At 44.8% G+C, this 20270-nt stretch carries 13 protein-coding genes; 4 read left to right on the top strand and 9 right to left on the bottom strand.

The features are described 5' to 3' along the window. Window position 1: 1 nt before the first annotated feature. The 4 genes from A8C56_RS23045 to A8C56_RS23030 form a co-directional block, all read right to left on the bottom strand. Window positions 2–865, bottom strand: coding sequence for an SdiA-regulated domain-containing protein (locus tag A8C56_RS23045; RefSeq protein ID WP_084490370.1), 864 nt, complete (start codon window positions 863–865; stop codon window positions 2–4). Continuing rightward, the gene (ppk1, locus tag A8C56_RS23040) at window positions 852–2882 is read right to left on the bottom strand and encodes a polyphosphate kinase 1 (protein WP_067761047.1); all 2031 of its coding nucleotides are present in this window, start codon (window positions 2880–2882) and stop codon (window positions 852–854) included. Before ppk1 ends, A8C56_RS23045 begins: the two co-directional genes overlap by 14 nt. 11 nt (window positions 2883–2893) lie before the next feature. Beyond that, entirely contained in the window at window positions 2894–4087 is a 1194-nt protein-coding gene (locus A8C56_RS23035) for a Pycsar system effector family protein (RefSeq protein WP_067761045.1), read from the bottom strand. 136 nt (window positions 4088–4223) lie between these two features. Further along, complete coding sequence (locus A8C56_RS23030) at window positions 4224–6209, bottom strand: alpha-ketoacid dehydrogenase subunit alpha/beta (protein WP_067761043.1); 1986 nt, start codon at window positions 6207–6209, stop codon at window positions 4224–4226. A gap of 121 nt (window positions 6210–6330) precedes the next feature. On the opposite strand from A8C56_RS23030, the gene A8C56_RS23025 reads away from it, so the two are divergent. Then, complete coding sequence (locus A8C56_RS23025) at window positions 6331–7398, top strand: DUF4421 family protein (protein WP_067761041.1); 1068 nt, start codon at window positions 6331–6333, stop codon at window positions 7396–7398. Window positions 7399–8282: 884 nt separating this feature from the next. Here A8C56_RS23025 and A8C56_RS23015 read toward each other — a convergent pair. The 5 genes from A8C56_RS23015 to A8C56_RS22995 all read right to left on the bottom strand — a co-directional run bounded on the left by A8C56_RS23015 (window position 8283) and on the right by A8C56_RS22995 (window position 14619). Next, window positions 8283–9557 (bottom strand): M16 family metallopeptidase, encoded by a 1275-nt coding sequence (locus A8C56_RS23015; protein ID WP_067762492.1) that lies wholly within the window; start codon window positions 9555–9557, stop codon window positions 8283–8285. Window positions 9558–9671: 114 nt separating this feature from the next. Then, on the bottom strand, window positions 9672–10880 hold the full coding sequence (locus tag A8C56_RS23010; protein ID WP_067761039.1) for a PSP1 domain-containing protein: 1209 nt from the start codon (window positions 10878–10880) through the stop codon (window positions 9672–9674). 321 nt (window positions 10881–11201) lie between these two features. Beyond that, complete coding sequence (locus tag A8C56_RS23005; protein ID WP_067761037.1) at window positions 11202–12407, bottom strand: DNA polymerase III subunit; 1206 nt, start codon at window positions 12405–12407, stop codon at window positions 11202–11204. Window positions 12408–12548: 141 nt separating this feature from the next. Then, window positions 12549–13691, bottom strand: coding sequence for a serine hydrolase domain-containing protein (locus A8C56_RS23000; RefSeq protein WP_067761035.1), 1143 nt, complete (start codon window positions 13689–13691; stop codon window positions 12549–12551). Window positions 13692–13767: 76 nt separating this feature from the next. Next, the gene (locus A8C56_RS22995; protein ID WP_067761030.1) at window positions 13768–14619 is read right to left on the bottom strand and encodes a helix-turn-helix domain-containing protein; all 852 of its coding nucleotides are present in this window, start codon (window positions 14617–14619) and stop codon (window positions 13768–13770) included. Between the two features lie 333 nt (window positions 14620–14952). Between A8C56_RS22995 and A8C56_RS22990 the strand changes: the two genes are divergently transcribed. The 3 genes from A8C56_RS22990 to A8C56_RS22980 all read left to right on the top strand — a co-directional run bounded on the left by A8C56_RS22990 (window position 14953) and on the right by A8C56_RS22980 (window position 19836). Beyond that, window positions 14953–16365 carry an MBL fold metallo-hydrolase gene (locus tag A8C56_RS22990; protein ID WP_067761029.1) on the top strand — a complete coding sequence of 471 codons (1413 nt, stop codon included), beginning with the start codon at window positions 14953–14955 and terminating at the stop codon, window positions 16363–16365. 179 nt (window positions 16366–16544) lie between these two features. Beyond that, entirely contained in the window at window positions 16545–18815 is a 2271-nt protein-coding gene (locus A8C56_RS22985; RefSeq protein WP_084490368.1) for a UvrD-helicase domain-containing protein, read from the top strand. Between the two features lie 85 nt (window positions 18816–18900). Continuing rightward, window positions 18901–19836, top strand: a complete 936-nt coding sequence (locus A8C56_RS22980) for a 3'-5' exonuclease (RefSeq protein WP_218917217.1) — start codon at window positions 18901–18903, stop codon at window positions 19834–19836. Window positions 19837–20270 lie beyond the last annotated feature (434 nt).

Below are 20270 nucleotides of genomic sequence, written 5' to 3'. Positions count from 1 at the left end.
TCTATTTTGTTGGTTTATAGGCAAATTTCATAACCACACCTTGCTCATTCTCTCCTGCCTCGGAGCTGATGTACAGGTTACCATTTGCATCAAAGGAGATTCCTTCCGGTTGCTCAAAAACAGCATTCTTTAATTCATGTACCTGCTTTACCTTCCAGCTCCTGTCTGTAACTACCAGCAGCTTGTTGACCGAAGAAAGAAGATACCACTCATCCGTAAGAGGGTTTAGCGCAATGGCGCTGGGCTTAAACAGGATATACTTTTTTGAGGGGATATAATTTCCTAATTGTGCAGCATCAAATGTAAAATTATTTTTGGGTTGTACAGAATCGGCCGAAAGATCAAAAACATACACTGTAACCACCGAATTTTTACGATCGGCATGACAGGATTTGCACATTACATACAGCTCCTTATTTTTTTCATCTGCAAACAGGGATTCATATTCGCCATCCGGCAAAAGACCTTTCCATTCCTGCACGCCTTCAGCCTTTGGTTTTCCTATTTCGCTCACAGGAACACTGAACAATGTTCCATTGCTTTTTAAAACAATGGCTGTGCCCTTATAGATGGTAACGTCTTCATAATCCCCTTTCTTCCCAAACCTGGTAGCCTGTACCTTATCACTGCCTAATTGAAAAGAATAGATATACCCGTCCTCATCCTGTATGGCATACAGCATATCCTTATTACCTGCATAAAAGGCATTACCGGAAATTTCCTCCAGCTCTTTTGGCATCTGAAAAACCTGCGGATGCTGCAGGTCATAACCATCGGGGCTTGTATAGTGCTTTTGCTGACTATTCAAACAGGACACCTGAACAAAAAGGATTACGAATATCAGCAAGTATCTAACCACCATCATTCAGCACACATTTTATATATGAATAAATTTCCTGTTGTGAGCGGATAACGGGCTTTTGAACAGAAGGAGCAATAGTCTCCAGCCGGCTATTGATCTCAACCGCAGCCGCATTATCTTCCCACTGCAAATTTACTATTGAGATAAGCTCACTTTTCAATTGCGCATCATTTATCGGTAAACATACCTCAATCCGGCTGTAAATGTTCCGGTTCATCCAGTCAGCGGAGCCCATAAATACCAACGGATCTCCATTATTATGAAAAATAAAAACGCGGCCATGCTCCAGATAACGGTCAACGATCCGTTTTACAGTGATATTTTCGCTCATGCCCTTTACGCCCGGTACCACCCGGCAAATACTCCTGACGATCAGCTCCACGGGAACACCGGCATTGCTTGCATCATACAGTTTATTGATTAACGTTTCCTCTTGAATGTTGTTCAATTTTATGCGGATGCCTGCTGGTAATCCTTTTCTTTTATTGGCAATTTCGTTCTCAATCATCTGCATAAAACGGTCAAGCAGATTAAATTGTGCTACCAGAAGCTGTTGGAACAGCCCCGTTTCCTCCACACGGGGTTTTCTCCGTTTTGCCAGAAAAATGAACAGGAGCTCTAATTCTCTTAATAAGGAGTGGCTGGTGGTCAGTAAGATATGATCTGCATATACTCTGGCGGTATTTTCATTAAAATTACCCGTAGCCAACAACCCATAATACCGCAAACGTCCGTTCTGCCTTCTTTTTACCAGGGTTACTTTGGCATGCACTTTTAACCCCGGAATGCTGTAAATAATGTTTACCCCGGCGCCTTTCATCACTTTGGCCCATTTGATATTGTTGGCCTCGTCAAACCGGGCTTTCAGCTCAATAAAAGCGGTTACCTTTTTACCGTTCTTTGCCGCGGTCATGAGCGCATGCGCGATCTTTGAGTCGCTGGCTACCCGGTACAGGGTGGTATAGATCTCTTCCGTATCCTGGTCTATCGCAGCTTCATTAAAAAAGCGCAATACAGCGTCATAGGACATATAGGGCGTATGCACCAGCCTGTCCTGCTGCTCCATAAATTCAAAAATTCCTTCTGCGCCCATATACAGGTTAACGGGCAACTGCGGCAAATACTTTAAATCAGGCCGGTTTACCGGAAAAGAAAAAAAGTCTTTTAAATTATGATAGCGCCCGCCTGCCGTAATTACGGACCCTTCCATCCTGCAGGCAATGATCAGCCTGCGCAATGCATCCGCCGGCAGATCCGGTGCATAAAGCAGGCGTGTGGCCAGGCCGGCATCTCTTTTGGATATCTGTGTTTCAATTTTCCCGGCAAGATCCTCCACATACTCATCCTGCAGGTTCAGGTCCGCATCCCGTGTTACTTTTATGCTGTATGCGCCCTGTACCTGGTATCCTTTGAAAATTACCGGAAGGTGCTTCCGGATGATATCATCAATAAAAACAACATACTGCCGGTTGTTAGCCGCAGCTGTGAAAAAACGGGGCACCAGGTGCGAAGGTATGGCTACAATAGCCAGCTTTGCTGCGGTTCCTTCTTGCAGGGTCACAGCAAAATACAGGTGGTTGTTCTCAAGAAACAATGCTTCTGTGCCCAGGTAGGTTACCTGCAAATAAGCAGCAAGCGTGCTGTAAAAATAAGCTGTTGTTTGCCTGTATAATGCCTCCGGCAACGGTTCATTATATACCAGGCAGATATGCTGCTCTTTAAGGGCCGGAATAATTTCACTGACCAGCACCTTACCAAAAAATTCCTGCTGCCGGTTCACCGTTTGCTGTATCTCCTTTACCAGTGTTTCATCTGTTGAAAGGTCTTCTTTGATGGTGCTCAGCGCAATGGCTACCGGAACACGCACCCGGTAAAACTCATCCAGGTTGGATGAAAAAATAGCCAGAAAAAGAATCCGTTCCAGCAATGGCACTTCCGGTTTAGCCGCTTCGGCCAGCACCGTTCCGTTAAAACTTAACCAGCTGAGATCGCGGGAAAAAAATTTCGGAGCTTCGCTCATGAATCACACAATTATTGCACAGTATAGATCGCTATAATAAATGCCAGTACAGACACCACAATCCCGAACATAAAAATATTGTATGCCAGCCGGAGCAGCTTATATTTCCGGCCCAATACCACTCCCTGTGAATAAACATCTTTTATAAGGGTTCCGTATAAAAAATCCCGGTCGCCCATTACCTTCCACATGCCCCTGGCATAGTCTTCCAGATGCATTTTGTAAAAATTGCCAAAGAATAACAGGTTCACCTTTTGGGTATCCACATCACTTTGTGTAAAAATACCGGCAGGAATAGAAGGCCGTGTTGCCAGGATGCTGATGACCATTGTAGATACTGATGTAGCAAGGATCAGGATCGTAGGGTAAATAAGATGGGTATTATTGTCCAGCTTCCGGATCAGCACACTCAGGATCACCGAAAGAATAATGGAGTTTACGGTAATCAGGATATGGGCTTTATTATCTGCCATATCACTTAACCGCTGGTTGTTGGCAGAGGTGGTCCTGAACAGGGTTTCAACACCCCTGCTGGTTTCCTTGTTCCTGTTTTTTTTATCTTCAATGACCTGTTCAGGCTGCTTTGTTTCCGGCAGTTCTTCTTTCTTTCTTTCCTCCTTTTGCAGCAGTTTATCCAGGTTCTGCTGTTGCTGGTCATTCAGCAGTATCCGGCAATAATCCGTATAATACTGATGCCCCTGCAACAGCTGAATGGTTTTGCTTCTCCAATCAGCTTTTGAAATTTCCGATCCTTTTACTGCTTCAGCCTCCTTACGCATCAGTTTATTGCAGTCGGCAAAATCAGTAGTTCCCAGGTGGAACAGATCCGAATCACAAACGATCTGCTCTAGAAGCGTCCGGGCATTCTGGGGCATTTTTGTTGCCAGTATACAATGCTGTATTTTGGTAATTGTATCTGTGTCTACATGTTGCCGTTGCAGGTAATCTGCCGCCAGCCGGGCGCCCTCCTTTTCATGATCTGTACGGCCGGCAGTATAGTACCCCAGGTCATGAAACCAGGCCGCGGCAACCACGATCAGAAAATCCTGTTCATTTAACCGGTAATGCTCACCAATCTGTTTAGCGGCGCGCACCACGCGGATGGTATGCTCTTTATTATGATACAGGAGCTCCGGCCTGTAATGCTCATCCATAAACTGCTGAACATATTGTTCGATATGATTGAGGAGTTGGGGTTCGTTCATTTTTGCTGATTGTAAGATTCTTCCAAAGTTAGGTAAATGCCTGAAAACAAGGGGTGTATTCCAAAGCGGGAACAACGGCGGCCAATAAGGGCACCGTAGCTGTCAGGAATTATAAATGCACTGAGCAAACAGGTTATCAGTAGTCCATCAGCTCCTTTACACAGTCATCCAGTCTTTTTTCTGCAAGGAAGTTCTGCTCCAGCTCCTTATTAAAAGGCACGGGAGTATCCAGTGAAGCACAGCGCAATACCGGCGCGTCCAGGTACTGAAAGCAGTGCTCACCGATCCAGGCGCTGATTTCTGCACCCATACCACCGGTTAATGTGTCTTCATGCAGGACCAGCACTTTTCCTGTTCTTTTTACAGAGGCCTTTATGGCCTCGTAATCCAATGGCAACAGTGTGCGCAGGTCCAGTATATCAAAAGCAATTTCAGGATGTGCCGCAGCGTACTCCTCAGCCCAGATCACTCCCATACCGTATGTGACCACGGAAAGATCATTTCCCGTGGAAACGATCCTTGCTTCCCCGATGGCCGTTTCATATAGTTCATCAGGAACCGGGCCGCTGATACTCCTGTACAATCCTTTATGCTCAAAGAATAAAACAGGGTTGGGATCATTGATAGCTGCTATCAGCAGTCCTTTTGCATCTGCAGGAGTAGACGGATACACCACTTTCAGCCCGGGAGTATGCACAAACCATGCCTCATTGCTCTGGCTATGGAACGGCCCGGCGCCCACACCGCCACCGGTTGGCATGCGTATGACCACGTTTGCCTGCTGCTCCCAGCGATAGTGGATCTTGGCAAGATTGTTTACGATCTGGTTAAAACCTACGGAAACAAAATCAGCAAACTGCATTTCCACTACCGCCTTTCTGCCCTCCAGGCTCAGGCCCAGGGCAGCTCCAACAATAGCGCTTTCGCAGATAGGTGTATTGCGGATGCGTTCTTTTCCAAAATGTTCTGCCAGCCCCTCGGTTACTTTAAAAGCGCCGCCGTATTCTGCAATATCCTGTCCCATAATCACCAGGGTTTCATCCCTTTCCAGTGCCTGGGAAAGGCCTTCCTTTATGGCCTCAACAAAACGTTTTTCCGTTGCGGGCAGCCCATCAGCCTGTACAGGCAAACCAGATGTTACAGGTTGGGCATAAACAGCGTCCAGCTCATCAGCAGTACTGATAACCAGCATGCTTCCTTTATCAGTCTGCGCCAGCTCTTCCTCAATACGGTGCTTTAATCCTTCACGGATTGTTTGTATTTCATTTTCATCCAGTACCTGTTCCTTTAACAGGAACTGCTCATACAGCAGCACAGGGTCTTTTTGCTTCCACAGTTCAAATAATGCTGCGGGCACATATTTTACACCGCTTGCTTCCTCATGTCCGCGCATACGGAAGGTAATGCATTCCACCAGGTAGGGCTTCTGGTTGCGGATACAATATTCCCGGACGCCCTTAAGGGTATCGTAAACCGTCAGCAGGTCGTTACCGTCAATTGTTATCCCCTCCATTCCATATCCTTTTGCCTTATCAGCAATGGCAATGCACCGGTATTGCTCATGGGTTGGCGTACTTAACGCATAGCCGTTGTTCTCCACCAGAAAAATAACGGGCAGATCCCACACCGCGGCTACGTTCAGCGCTTCATGAAAATCGCCTTCGCTGGTGCCTCCCTCCCCGCTGAATGCCAGGGCGGCTTTTGGCTCCTTCTTTAATTTATACGCCAACGCTGCACCATCGGCTACCGCCAGTTGAGGGCCCAGGTGAGAGATCATTCCACAGATATGGTGCTCCTTTGTGCCAAAATGGAAACTGCGCTCCCGCCCTTTTGAATAGCCCTGCTGCATGCCCTGCCATTGCATAAACAATTTACTCAAAGGCATATTCCGCGCTGTAAACACACCAAGGTTGCGATGCAACGGCAGGATCCACTCATCCTCCTGCATGGCCAGCGTGGCGCCTACAGCAATAGCTTCCTGACCGATACCGCTGAACCATTTACTGATCTTTCCCTGCCTGAGCAGAATGAGCATTTTTTCTTCTATCAGCCGGGGATATAATAATTGCTGATACAGATTTTTCAGCTGATCATTGTCAAGGCCCTTTCTATCTGTTCCCATGCCATAAAGCTAATAAAGAATTTTTCGTAGCCTAATAAAATCCTATTTTTAATTTTTATTGTCCCTGTAGTAAACACATATCCGGCAATTGCCGGAAAACTTAGCTGAAACCCAACGACCCATGAAGCGACTTGTATTTTATTTTTTATTTTCCGGGAGCTGCCTTGCCGTCTTTTCACAGGATACACCTGTGCCGGAAAAATATGATTCCACTTATTATGAACGCTATCCGCATAAACTGGCAATAGGCCCTATACTGTCAAAAAAGAATACCACATTTGCCATCGGCTCAAAAGAGCAGGGTGGCCCGCTCAGGTATTCTACCAATACCCCTACCCGTGTGGGCGTATCCGTTGGTTACGACTGGCTTTCAGTAAGCGCTTCCGTTGGGTTGGGCACCCTTGATCCCGATTATAAAAAAGACAAAGGCAAAACAAAATCCATCAACTTCCAGTGGTCGGTTACGGGGCAATCAGTACTGGCCGATCTGCATTTCCAGGTAAATAAAGGCCTTTATCTGAGAGGGGAACAGGACCCATCCTTCAGCAGTGAACCGTATTATGTACGGCCCGACATCCGGACACAGATTTTTGGAGTCACCGTACGGAAAATATTGAACAGCCGCCAGTTTTCCATAAAGCCCCCGTTTGTATTTGATACCTGGCAAAAAAGATCTGCCGGAAGCTTTATGCTTGGCGGTGAATTTGTTTATGGAAGCGCCAGGGGCGACAGTGCGCTGGTGCCGGCCGGCCTTGCCCAACACTTCCCTGATGCTGCTGTGAACCATATGCATTACATCATGTTTGGGCCCACCCTTGCCTACGCGCACAGCTTTGTGATCAGCAACCACTTTTTTGTTACCGCTGTAGCTTCTGTTAACGGGGATGCTGCGCAAACCTTTGAGCAAAATACCAGTGGCGATCAGAAAACCCGCTGGTATTTTACCCCGAACATAAGCATGCGGGGCGCCATTGGATACAATGCCCGTGACTGGGAACTGGTGGCTTCCGCCATCTCTAACCGCTTCTTTATCGGCGCTAATGAAAAGGACATCCATTATCAAAATTACAGCGACCAGTTCCGGCTGGCTTACATCCGCCGGATTAATGCGGGCAAAGCCATTCCGGCTGCTGTGAACTGGGGACGGAAAATTATTGAAACCCTGGGATTCGGTTTTTTGATTGATTAGAGAAACAGGATCTGAGCATTGAGGCCTGGGATCAGACCTCAACCGGGAACACAACCGGCCGAGGCTACGCCTCTGTATTCATCACTATAGCAATTCCTAAACAATGCACTACCGCTATTTTCAGGGCCAAAGCTTCAGCCCTGGCTTAGCCAGGTCATTTCTTTAGAAACATGGAGTGCTCCGGATCGCAATACTCAAAAATCTTGCTTTTGCTCTTAAATTGACAGCTATGGTGCGGGCACATCTTGAAAAATAGTCCTGATAATAATCGGCACCAGGTTTTCAGCTCCGGCGGCAGCATTCCCCCGGTCATTGGTCGCACCATCTTAATCACATTTTTAATATGCGGCGCTACGCGCCTTTGAGGGATGTGGTTATTCGCTGCTATGAATATCGGCTGCTCAGCAGCTATGCATTCCACATAGCGCATGGTAATAAGCAGCGATCAATTTTATTACATCCACTCATAAGTGGTTTGTGCGGACCTGCTTTCGGCAGGCAAACCGGACAGGCAGCCGGCACTGACCCAAAAGAGCAACAATTTTGATACCGGTTCATAATAAAGGTGCAGCGCACCGGCACCATTTACAGATCTATCGAAAACAATTACAGAGCCGCAGCGTGGCGTGCTATCAATTTCCGTTTCAGGTTATCCGCGGGCATATTGCTGCCTGGAACATCTTTTGAAGAAAACAGTTGTTTCCACACAACAACCTTTGAACAGGAGGCCAACAAATTGATGAGCGCTTCCTATAACCACGGCTATACCCTGGTCAGTTCAGACACTGACCAGAAGTGAAATTGTGTCCTGATCCCGGTTCATTATCAGATAGCGTCTATTAGCACATCAGTACATTATCAAATCAGCCTATTAATGAACAAACCTAAATCACCGTCAGTTCATAAAACGCTTCCGGATGCAGGTATTTATCGGCCATCTCCTGCAATTCTGCGGCGGTAATATTTTTTATATTCTGAATGGAACGGTCAAAAAAATCATCTTCCAGGCCATTTAAGATATTATTCTTCCAGCGGGCAATAATATGAAAAGGGCCATCCAGGTCTCCCAGTATGGAACCCATCATAAAATTTTTGACCAGCAACAGTTCATCCGCATCAACAGGCTCTTCACGCAATAACGCCATCTCTTTATACACTTCCTCAATGGCGGCATCGCTTACATCCCGGCCGGCTTCTGTAGCAATCATCCAGCCGTTGGCATAACGGTTATTGAGCAGGTAGCTGTGAATACCATAGGTATACCCTTTTTCTTCGCGGACATTGGCCATTAACCGGCTTCCGAAATACCCGCCGAATACAACATTTAATACCTGGCATTTTAAAAAATCGGGATGATGGCGATTGAAGAACGGACGTGCAATCCTTATGGATCCCTGGTTATTTTTATCGTCATTGATCACCTGGTATTTTTTCTGCTCCGCGGGATGTATGGTAAATTGCCGATCAGTACTTTTTTGGTTGGGCAAATCACCAAAATGCGCATCCAGCAACCGGTCAATATGTTGTGGCAGCTTTCCGGCGATGAATATCTTAAACGCCCCGTTCCGGTAATATTTTTCATAAAATGCAACCAGGTCTTCACGGGTAAGCCGGTCAAAGTCTTCATGCCGGCTGAAACGTCCGTAAGGATGCTCTTCCCCAAACAGGTATACATCAATGAGCCGGCCGGCAACAAAGCTGCTTTTTTTCAGGTTTACATCCAGCTTTTGCTTCATATTCTGCACCGCTATTTCCATTTCCTTTTGAGGCAGGGTGCTGTTGGCAATAATATCTTTTACCGCAGGCAATAATTCCTGCACGTGTTTGGTCAAACAATGCAGGGAGATCACTGCGGTTTCCGCATAACAATGCCGGTTCAGGTAGGCACCATAATAATCAAAATATTCATTCAGGTCATAAGCGCTTTTGGTAGTGGTACCGTTCTTTAAGAGAAAATTGGTGACTGCTGCCTGCAGGTTCTTCTCTTCCTGCCAGTTGCCGGCGTCAAACACCCATTCCATCTGCAGCACATCTTCCGTTCCGGCGTTTACGGCATATACTTCCACACCATTTTTAAGGGTGTATTTTTGATAGGGTTGCAACTGTAAATTAAAATTCACCGCATCTACAATGGGAGGCGCTACACTTCTGTCCAACATCTGATTTTTAAATTTTAAACGGCAAATATAAAGGTTGATGTACATAAGGACCGGCGCACCACGATGGAGCCAGGGTAAACGCTACAGGTCACCCGTCTTTAAGAACACCAGAGCCTAATTCTTTTCCTGCTTTTTTCCTTCCTGCTGTTTGTTACGTCCCGGTTTATTCTTATGATGGGGCGGACGGCCGGCCGATCCTTTTTTGGGGGGCTGTGCTGTGTGCCTGGCAATTGATTGCTGCGTTTGCACCTGCTTTTGTCCCTGAGGCTGTTCTTTTTGTCCCTGTTTTTTCTTTTGCTGGCGTTTCTTTTTATCAGCACGTTCCAGGCTTCGTAAACTGATCTGTCCCACTACATCCACAAACTCATGCTCTACTTCCACCGGCTTATGGCTGGTTACTTCTACCGGCTCCAGTTCTTCCGGGATAATATGCTGGCGATTAAGGGATTTTATTTTACGGACCCGCTCAATCGTAAGGGGGTATTGCTTGGTACTATCCGGCAGCGAATACCACATCAGGTTCTTGAAAATATCTTTTTTAATAAGAGAAGCGGTTCCTTTGGCTACCTGTATCTGGTCGCAATCATTAGGGAAACCCTGTAAAGCGTCCAGGTAGGTATCCAGCTCATAATTCAGGCAACATTTTAAACGGCCGCATTGTCCGCTCAGCTTGGTCTGGTTAATGGAAAGGTTCTGGTAACGGGCCACGGTTGTGTTCACCGATTTGAAATCCGTTAACCAGGTGGAGCAGCATAATTCTCTTCCGCAGCTTCCGATGCCGCCCACTTTTCCGGCTTCCTGCCGGGCACCGATCTGCCGCATTTCTACCTTTACCTTAAATTCCTGTGCATACACTTTAATCAGCTCCCTGAAATCTACCCGGCCGTCGGCTATATAAAAAAAGGTCGCCTTCCGCCCGTCGGCCTGCATTTCCACCTGGCTTATTTTCATATTCAGGTTTAATTGCTTGGCAATGGCACGGCTGCGGATAACCGCCTCCGGTTCCCGGTCTTTATTTACTTTTCGCAGATCAAGATCTCTTTCGGTTGACGGGCGTAATATTTTTTTCATTTCGGGGTTATCTTCCTTAACTCCGTATTTTTTCATCTGCAGGCGCACAATTTCACCCGTCAGCGAAATTTCGCCTACATCAAACCCGCTTATCCCTTCTACGGTAACCAGGTCTCCCTTTTCAAATAATTGTAAAGTGGTATTCCGGTAAAAATCCTTGCGCGTTCCTTTATTAAAGCTTACTTCAACCACATTGCAGTAATCATCCAGACTGGCAATTGGCAAATTACGTAACCAATCATATGTATTCATTCTGTTACAACCACCCGTACTGCAACCGCCGTTACTCTTACATCCATTCGGCTTTCCACCGGTGGCTGTACCACAACTTGAACAACCCATTCTAATGCTGTTATTTATATGGAAGGTGATGCGAAAAAGCGGCTGTTTATTGAATATTATTATACCAGGCCAAACAAAATGATTGGTCTTATAAAGTGTAATAACCGATTATAATTGACCGATTATAATATATCTGGTTAATAAACGGCAAAAAACAAGGTTACCCAACGCACAAAAAACTCATCACCCTACCTGTATTAAAAAAATCAGTTCCTCCTCTTATCCTTCTCCTCATTCGTTCAAAAATACGATTTTGTCCTTAATGATATGATAAATTTTAATGGTTAATGCCATAAACAACATCTTACTGTTTGCATTCCGCTCAATATAATACGCTGCATTATCCAGTTCTTCAATAATGGCCTGCTGCTGTTCCAGTCCGCTGATCTTATTCAAGCGGAGGGCAAAATCCTGCTCTTTTTCCGGATGACCCTTACCCGCTTCTTCAAAAATCTGCATTTTAACTGCCAGTTGCAGCAGGTGATTGAAATATTGCAGGAACTGTTTCTGCTGCTCCCGGCCCAGTTTGCTGACCTCATCCACCCATCTTGACTGGGCTACGGGCCCGGTTTTCATGATCGCGTTCAGCCAATCGCGCAGCAATTCCTGCCAGTCCTCGTCGGCACTCCGCGACAATTGCAGGGCAGTATGATAATTTCCCTGGCTTACAGCAGCAATACGGGCAGCTGTTTCGGGCAGTATATTATTTCTTTCTACCAGGGCGGTTTCAATATCCCTATCCTCCAGTAAGGGTACCTTTATTAATTGCACCCGGCTAAGGATCGTGCCCAGGATCTGTCCTTCATTTTCAGCCACAAACAGAAAAACCGTATTGGGAGGCGGCTCCTCAATCAGCTTCAGCAGCTTGTTCCCCTCATTGCCCAGGTATTCGGGCAACCACATAATGAGCACTTTATATCCGCTTTCAAAGCTTTTTAAATTCAATTTTTTTATAATATCGTTGCATTCCTGCGCAGTAATGTTTCCCTGTTTATTCTCTGCGCCAATAAATTGAAGCCAGTCATAAGCATTTCCGTAAGGGTGACTTTTTAAAAACTCCCGCCATTCAGTAATATAATCGGTGCTGATGGGCGGAGTTCCGGATTTTTTGGTCACCACAGGATAGCTGAAGTGAACATCAGGGTGCGCAAAGGCGGCCGCCTTCAGGCAGGCAGGGCAGGTACCACAGGAATCGTAGAAAAGATCCCCCGCAGGTTCCGGCTCCGCATCTCCAAAAAGTGATGGCTCCTTGGAAGAGGCAGATGGTTGATTAATGCGCTCGCATACAATATATTGTGCAAAAGCCAATGCCAGCGGCAGCGCACCGCTCCCTTCTTTTCCCAGAAATAAAATGGCATGTGCCAACCGGTTTTCCTGCATCAGCTCCGGCAATTCGCTTTTTAATGTTGCCTGGCCAATAACATCCTTAAACTGCATGCGCAAACGTACGATTTCTTTTACTTACAAGTGAAAGGCGGATATTCTTTTAAGTCTACCTTCTATTTCTTTTATAATTCTTGTAAATTTCAAGCCTTGGCGGGTGCAGGGGCGCAGAAAAAGCGGCATGCTTACTATTTATTAATGAATTGCCGGAAAAAAGACGTTCGTTAACAGGTCGTCTGAAATTGAACCGGCTTCATCATAATTTCCGGCCGTAAGCACAATTACAATAGATTTAGACGGTATCATGCATATTCTTTGTCCTCCGTTGCCATCAGCCATGGTAACATTGGTGTACTCCTTGGCAATAAAAGGCTGCGTACACCAAAATTGAAACCCATAACCTTCACTTAATCCATCTGTGTTTATTTGCCAGTGAAGTGATTGTTCTACCCATTTTTCAGACAGAATTGCGTTTCCATTGCAGCTGCCCTTATTAAGATACAGTGTACCTATTTTTGCCAGATCAATGGGCCGCATTCTCAAACCCGAAGGCGCCCAGACCACTTCCCCTTCCTTTGGAGTTAATGAAGGCCTTACATACCAGTTATAATTTGTAATGCCAAGCGGTTTAAATAAATACGTTTTTGCAAAGCTATCTATCCGTAATCCGGTTGCGTTCTTTATTAATTCGGCAAGTAACTGGGTACATCCGCCACTGTAATTCCATACGGTACCCGGTGTGTGCACCATTGGCTTGCTTAAAACATAGTCAACCACATCCGGCTTTGTGGACATATTTATTTCATCGTTTAAGGTATCTGTGTATGGAGTGTTTTCATTCCATTTAAAACCGGCGCTCATGGTTAACAAGTCCCTGATCGTAATATTGGCTCTTTTACTGGTGGCATATTTTGTATATGCAGGAAAGTAGTTAAAAATTTTATCATCCAGGCCATGAATCCTGCCTTGTTCAATTGCAATACCAACGCATGCCGATACAAGGCTCTTGGTTAAGCTTCTGCAGTCATGCAGACTATCTCTGTTGTGGTTCATTACGCCAACCGGGTCTGGGAAAACTGCATCGTCACCAGTAAAATAGTTTTCATAAATTAATTTATTATCCTTCAGGATCAAAACACTGTGAATATTATATTTTCCTGACTGAATTTCATTCGCCAGTTTTATTATTGGCGCTTCATCAATACCGGCTTCTTTGAATGAGCCGGTTTCAAAACCGTCCGGACGTTTTGGTGTTTGGATATCATTTTTAGAACAATTAGTTAAAATAAATAATAAACAAATCATGCAGGCTGATTTGGCAATTCTGATTCTTTGCATTTTTAATTTTTTTATTCCTGCAAAAAACAGATATCCTGGTTAAAGGAAATTGTATAAAACAGACAAAGCAAAGAGGCTACCTCCTGCTATATATAAAACGGACAATATTATTCGGGTTTTTAAGGAAGGTTGTGGGTTTATCTCCTGCATATCTGTAACACTCCCTAATCAGATGAGATTGGTCATAAAAACCATTACTATGGGCTAAATCCGTGAGGTTTTTGTACCCTCCAAAAATCATTTCCATAAACTTTCTGAACCGTACCAGTTTTATAAACTGGTACGGCGTAAAACCAATGTATTTCAGGAATATTCTTTCCAACTTCTTTTCACTCCAACCATAACTATCTGATATTTTCCTGATTATAGAATTATTTACCTCCTCAATCGCCGTAATTTCATTTAAAAACTCCTGTAATTCAAACCAGTCTTTACGTAAATCAGCAATATTTTTTTCTAACCATAATTCTATTAACTGTGCCCTGTCATTAAAAGATCGAATTTCAAAAATTATTGCAGCGAACCTGGAAACTGTTTCGCCAAACAATTTACTCAACGGTACAATTTTATTGGTAAATGTGTGGGCTGATGTATTATTAAAAACCGGCAAACAACCATATTTCAGGCGCACATTAATACTATCATAATGATCAAGGCAGGTAATGTAGTTAACACAGTCCCTTTGACCTAATAAAAATGGCGATGCTATTCTTTCCGGTTTATTTTTTAAATTATTGCCATACCATAGTATGGCTGACCTCGTAAAGATGAATTCAGCTCGGCCACCGGGCACTAAAGGTTCAACACAGGGATCAATGCCGCTATTTTGCCCATTTATATACCAGATGCATTCAACAAATTGCTTTAGATTGTTGTCAGGATTAAATTCCTGATAATGCGGTTCTTCTCTATGATCTGTGTATACCACTTCTGTTAAGATTTAATTAAGGCAACTGAATGTACGCCTTTACAGACCCTTCTGACGATACCCGCAGTGTTTTTATAAAAAAATAACATTTTTACTCCTTTTCTTTTTTCACTCCTGTTATTTGTTGCCTGCATGAAAAATTTAACTAAACAAACACTAAGAAAACAGATGTTTAATTTCAATTATTTCCGACAACTTTGTACCGGGGAAAAACGTGTAAGGAAGAAGGATATTAGTACAAACTGGTATGTATTCCAAAATATTAAACCCTGTTAAAACAGAAAGGCCAAAATATTGTTTTAATAACATACCCCTTAAAGGAAATTATTGTAAATGAAAGTAGAGCAAATATATACCGGATGCCTGGCCCAGGGAGCTTATTATATTTCGTCAGAAGGAGATGCGGCTATTATTGACCCCTTAAGAGAAGTGCAACCCTATATTGACCGTGCAAAAAAAGACGGTGTTACTATTAAATACATATTTGAAACGCATTTTCATGCCGATTTTGTAAGCGGGCATATTGACCTGGCCGCCAAAACCGGGGCCAAAATCGTTTTAGGGCCAACGGATGCCCAGCTGGGGTATGACGCTTACAGGGCAAAAGATGGCGAAACCTTTAAAATAGGCGCCGTTACCATTAAAGCGCTGCATACACCGGGGCACACGCTGGAAAGTACTGTGTATTTGCTATCGGATGAAACCGGCACCCCGAAGGCCATTTTTACCGGTGATACCTTATTCATTGGTGATGTGGGCCGCCCGGACCTGGCACAGAAAATTTCCGGTGAGCTTACAAAGGAAAAGCTGGCCGGCTACCTGTTCGATTCGCTCCGGAACAAGATTATGCCGCTGCCGGATGAGCTGATCGTTTACCCCGCCCACGGGGCAGGCAGCGCCTGTGGTAAAAATATGAGCCGGGAAACAACCGACACCCTGGGCCACCAGAAAAAGGTGAACTATGCTTTAAATCCCGCACTGACCAAAGAACAATTTATAAAAGAAGTAACGGACGGCTTAACAGAGCCACCCCAGTATTTTCCCAAGAATGTGCAGATGAACATAGAAGGCTATGAAAGCATTAACGAAGTACTGAAACGCGCTAATCATGCTCTTAGCCCGGATGCGTTTGAAGAAGCGGCCAATCATACCGGTGCCATTATGCTGGATACCCGCGCACCGGAAGATTTTGCAAAAGCCTTTATACCCAACTCCATTAATATTGGTATTGACGGCAGCTTTGCCGTATGGGTAGGAACGCTGATCCCGGATCTGAAGCAGGAACTCTTAATTATTGCTGATCCCGGACGGGAAGAAGAAGTAGCTACCCGGCTGGCACGTGTGGGCTACGATTTTGCTATTGGCTACCTGGATGGCGGAATAGATGCCTGGATCAGTGCCGGAAAGGAAACAGACCATATTGAAAGCATTTCTGTAGCTGAACTGGCCGCTGTTAAAAATCCGTATATAATAGATGTACGTAAAGAAAGCGAGTATGAAGCGGAACATGTTGAAGGTGCCGTTAATAGCCCCCTGGAGCAAATCAATCATCATATTGCCACCATTAATAAAAACAACCCTGTTTACCTGCATTGTGCCGGTGGCTACCGCTCTATGATCTTTGCCTCCATTTTAAAATCAAGAGGGTTTGATCATATTACAGATGTGCAGGGCGGGTTCAGGGCTATTAAAAATTCCGGCAAATTTTCAATAACTGGTTTCGTGTGCCCTTCAACAAAAGCATAGTTTTTTTATCATGGATCACATTAGCTTTTAAAAACAGAACATCATACAAACGCCTTTTTTTGACTACTGCCAGATGAAACTTAACAGAACATTTTCATCCGGATCCGGTAAATTAACTTTGAATAAAAGATTGAGGTGGGTTTGACCGCAGTCATTTTTTAAACGCTCATTTTAGTATCATGTTCTATATTGCCGACCTTCATTTGCATTCCCATTATTCACGTGCCACCAGCAAAGATCTGAACCTGGAAACACTTTATCAATGGGCACGTATCAAAGGCATTCATGTAGTTGGCACGGGCGACTTTACCCATCCGCTCTGGTTCAAAGAGCTGAAAGAAAAGTTGGAGCCGGATGGCACAGGGTTGTTCCGGCTGAAAAACCCTCCGAAAGAGTCAGTACCCGGTTTTAAGTGTAAAGATATTGATGTACGTTTCTGTCTTACTTCCGAGATCAGCTCCATATACAAGCATGGCGATAAAGTGCGCAAAAATCACAACTGTGTATATGCCCCCGATTTTGAGACCGTGGCCCGCATCAATGCAAAGCTGGCGCAGATCGGCAACCTGGAGGCAGACGGCCGGCCTATACTGGGATTACCGGCACGCGATCTGCTGGAGATCGTCCTGGAAACATCCGAACATGCCCATCTGATCCCTGCGCATATATGGACGCCCTGGTTTTCCATGTTCGGCTCTAAATCCGGTTACGATAGCGTAAAAGAATGCTTCCGCGATCTGGCGGGCCATATTTTTGCCCTGGAAACCGGCTTATCTTCCGACCCTGAAATGAACTGGCGGCTAAGCATGCTGGATCAATATACCCTGGTATCTAATTCAGATGCGCATTCCCCGCAAAAATTAGGAAGGGAAGCCAACCTGTTTGATACCGAAAGAAGCTATTATGCCTTGTTTGATGCGCTGAAAAGCAAACCTGCCGACCGGCAGGCAGGAAAGGGATTCCTGGGCACCTATGAGTTTTTCCCGGAAGAAGGAAAGTACCACATGGATGGTCATCGCAAATGTGCCGTTTGCTTTGAACCGGAAGAAAGCATCCGTCATAAAAATATCTGTCCCAAATGCGGGCAGCCGCTTACTATTGGTGTGCTGCACCGCGTTACCGAACTTTCTGACCGTAAACAGCCGCAAAGGCCCGAAGGCGCGGCAAATTTTGATTATATTATTCCATTGCCGGAAATACTTTCTGAGATCAAAAATGTTTCGCCTTCCAGCAAAGCGGTGCAACAAGCCTTTCAGCAAACCATCTCTTCCTTCGGCAATGAGTTTACCTTATTGAAACAAACACCTATTGAGGATATTGAGAAAAAGGCAGGTATAATAGTGGCAGAGGCCATTAAACGAATGCGCACGCAACAGGTGAGCCCGCAGGGCGGTTATGATGGTGAATATGGCATCATTAAAATTTTTAAGGAAGGGGAACTGGCACAACTTAAGGGGCAAATGAACTTCTTTGGTATGGATGCAGGGCCTACAACCACCAGGGGCAAAAACAAAGAAACAGCCTCGTCAAAAGAAAGAACACCGGCAGACGCCGCAACAGAAAACAGGCACTCTGCACTTAATGAGGCGCAGCAGGCAGCGTGTGAGACAACAGGTGCGGTATTGGTAACAGCAGGCCCCGGTACGGGAAAAACCAAAACGCTCATCAGTTGGATAGCGCATTGTATCCGGCAAAGAAATGCAAAACCGCAGGAAGTGCTGGCGGTTACCTTTACCAACAAAGCGGCTGATGAACTAAAAGAACGCCTGGCAGCTGTGCTTGAAGACGGATCAGAGGGTATTACATCAGGCACCTTCCACTCCATTTGTTTTGCTATCTTACAGGAACGATATATACAGCTGGATAAAGTATATGACGAAAAGAGCCGGGAGATCATTTTGGGAATATTATACCCCGGTAAGGAAGCAAAAGAAATCAAAAAGCTGGCTGCCGGATTGGAGCACTATTTTGAGAATAATAAAACAGCATCGGAGAATGAAGTAGCCGGTATTGCAGCCGCTTACCGCAATTTTGCCCTGCAAAACGGGGGAATTGATCTTGCGGATATCATTGGCACGGTGGTGCGCTTATGGAATGATGAACCTAAATGGATGCAAGCCTGCCGCGAACGTTACCGGTATATTGCTGTTGATGAATTACAGGACATTAACCCGCTGCAATATGAATTTTTAAAGCTCCTGGCACCTGACTGCCTGGCAGATGGGAACGGTAAAAATGTATTTGCCATAGGAGATCCTGATCAGAGCATTTACGGGTTCCGCGGATCGGATGTGCAATTGTTTTTCCGTTTCAGTGAAGATTTCGGCGCCAAAGAAATTGTATTGCAGCATAATTACCGTTCTGCTGCTGTTATTGTAGCAGCCGCGTCCGCTGTGATCAGCAATAATACACAACGCAGGCCGACAAAATTAGTAGCGATGAGGGAATGAATGACAACATTGACCATTAAGGCATTAAGAACAACAAGGATTCAACCTTAACAGCCTTAATTCCTTAATGGTTAAAAACACAGACATGAGCAATAAAATAAAACTATATACAGCAGAGGATGAGCATAAAGAAGCAGCTTTTATCATCAATGAAGTGGAGCAGCTGGTAGGCGGATTTCATAACCTGACCGTGGGTAACAAACATACTGACAGTCATTATGGTTTTTCAGATATTGCTGTGCTGTTCCGTACCCGTGCTGTGGGAAGCGTATTGCTTTCGTCCTTCAAAAAATCGGGCATACCGGTACGTTTTGGTGATGCCGCTTCTTTTCTTGCCGACTACCCGTTTCACCTTGTTACAGATGTGATCAAATGGTATCTGGATGCCGGGGATCTGATAGCGCTGGATAGTGTGCTGACCAACGGCTTTAAAATGAGCAAAAATGAAAAGCAGGTATTTCTGGCATCCCATGCAGAAAAAAAACGTTTTGCTGCGCTTTTTGGCGGGCAGGATCTTACAAAACTGGGAGCAGAAAATACCGTAAAATTTATTTTCCAGAAATTCATTCCTGATGAAACACTGGATGATATGGGGCTGATCCGCAAAGAAACCCTGTTCAATATGGCTAAGGAATATGGAGCAGCTTTAGAACAGTTCCTGCAGCAGCTCCTGCTGGATGCCTATACGGATGCGGGCCGGCTGAAAACCGATGCTGTGCACCTGCTTACGTTCCATGCATCCAAAGGGCTGGAATTTCCCGTGGTATTCATCGCCGGTGCTGAAGAAGGCATTACGCCGCTGCAACGAAAAGACGTAAACATTGAAGAAGAAAGAAGGCTTTTTTATGTGGCCCTTACCCGTGCAAAGGACCGCCTGTTTATCACCAATGCCCGGCAACGCAAAGGCTTCAGAGAAGAGGAAGCAAAGTCCCTGTCGGGATTTGTAAAAGAAATACCTGCTTCTTTAACAGAAACGATACAAAACAAACAGTCAAAGCCGGAGCAAATGCGCCTGTTTTAGTATAGAGAAAATTTATCAATAATATTGAAAATGGGATCATGCAGATATCTGAAAAATGGCGTTATATGAAGAAAGTCCTTTTTTATAATAAAGATTTAAAAAACGATCACCAATTTTATCCTGAAGAAAGCAAATATGGATTCTGTTTAAAGGTATTTTAAATCAGCCAGGTTCAGAAAATAACAGATCATTTTTTGACATAAGTCAAAAACTATTTAAACATCTTATCGGAACATTGTACAGTCAATGGCTTTATAAACAGACATAATTCTTTTCTGTAACAGCTGTTATTTGAGAAAAACATACAACACGCAACTATGTTCACGAACCCGGCTATGCATAACGCAACTCTTACCGGCAGCCTCATCACATTTGTTTTCTATTTTAGTACCCAAGTAATTATGGCAGATGTGTATCATTATGTTGTTATCGGC

Source organism: Niabella ginsenosidivorans (genome assembly GCF_001654455.1).
Lineage (GTDB): Bacteria > Bacteroidota > Bacteroidia > Chitinophagales > Chitinophagaceae > Niabella > Niabella ginsenosidivorans.
This window is presented reverse-complemented; position numbering and strand designations above follow the sequence as displayed.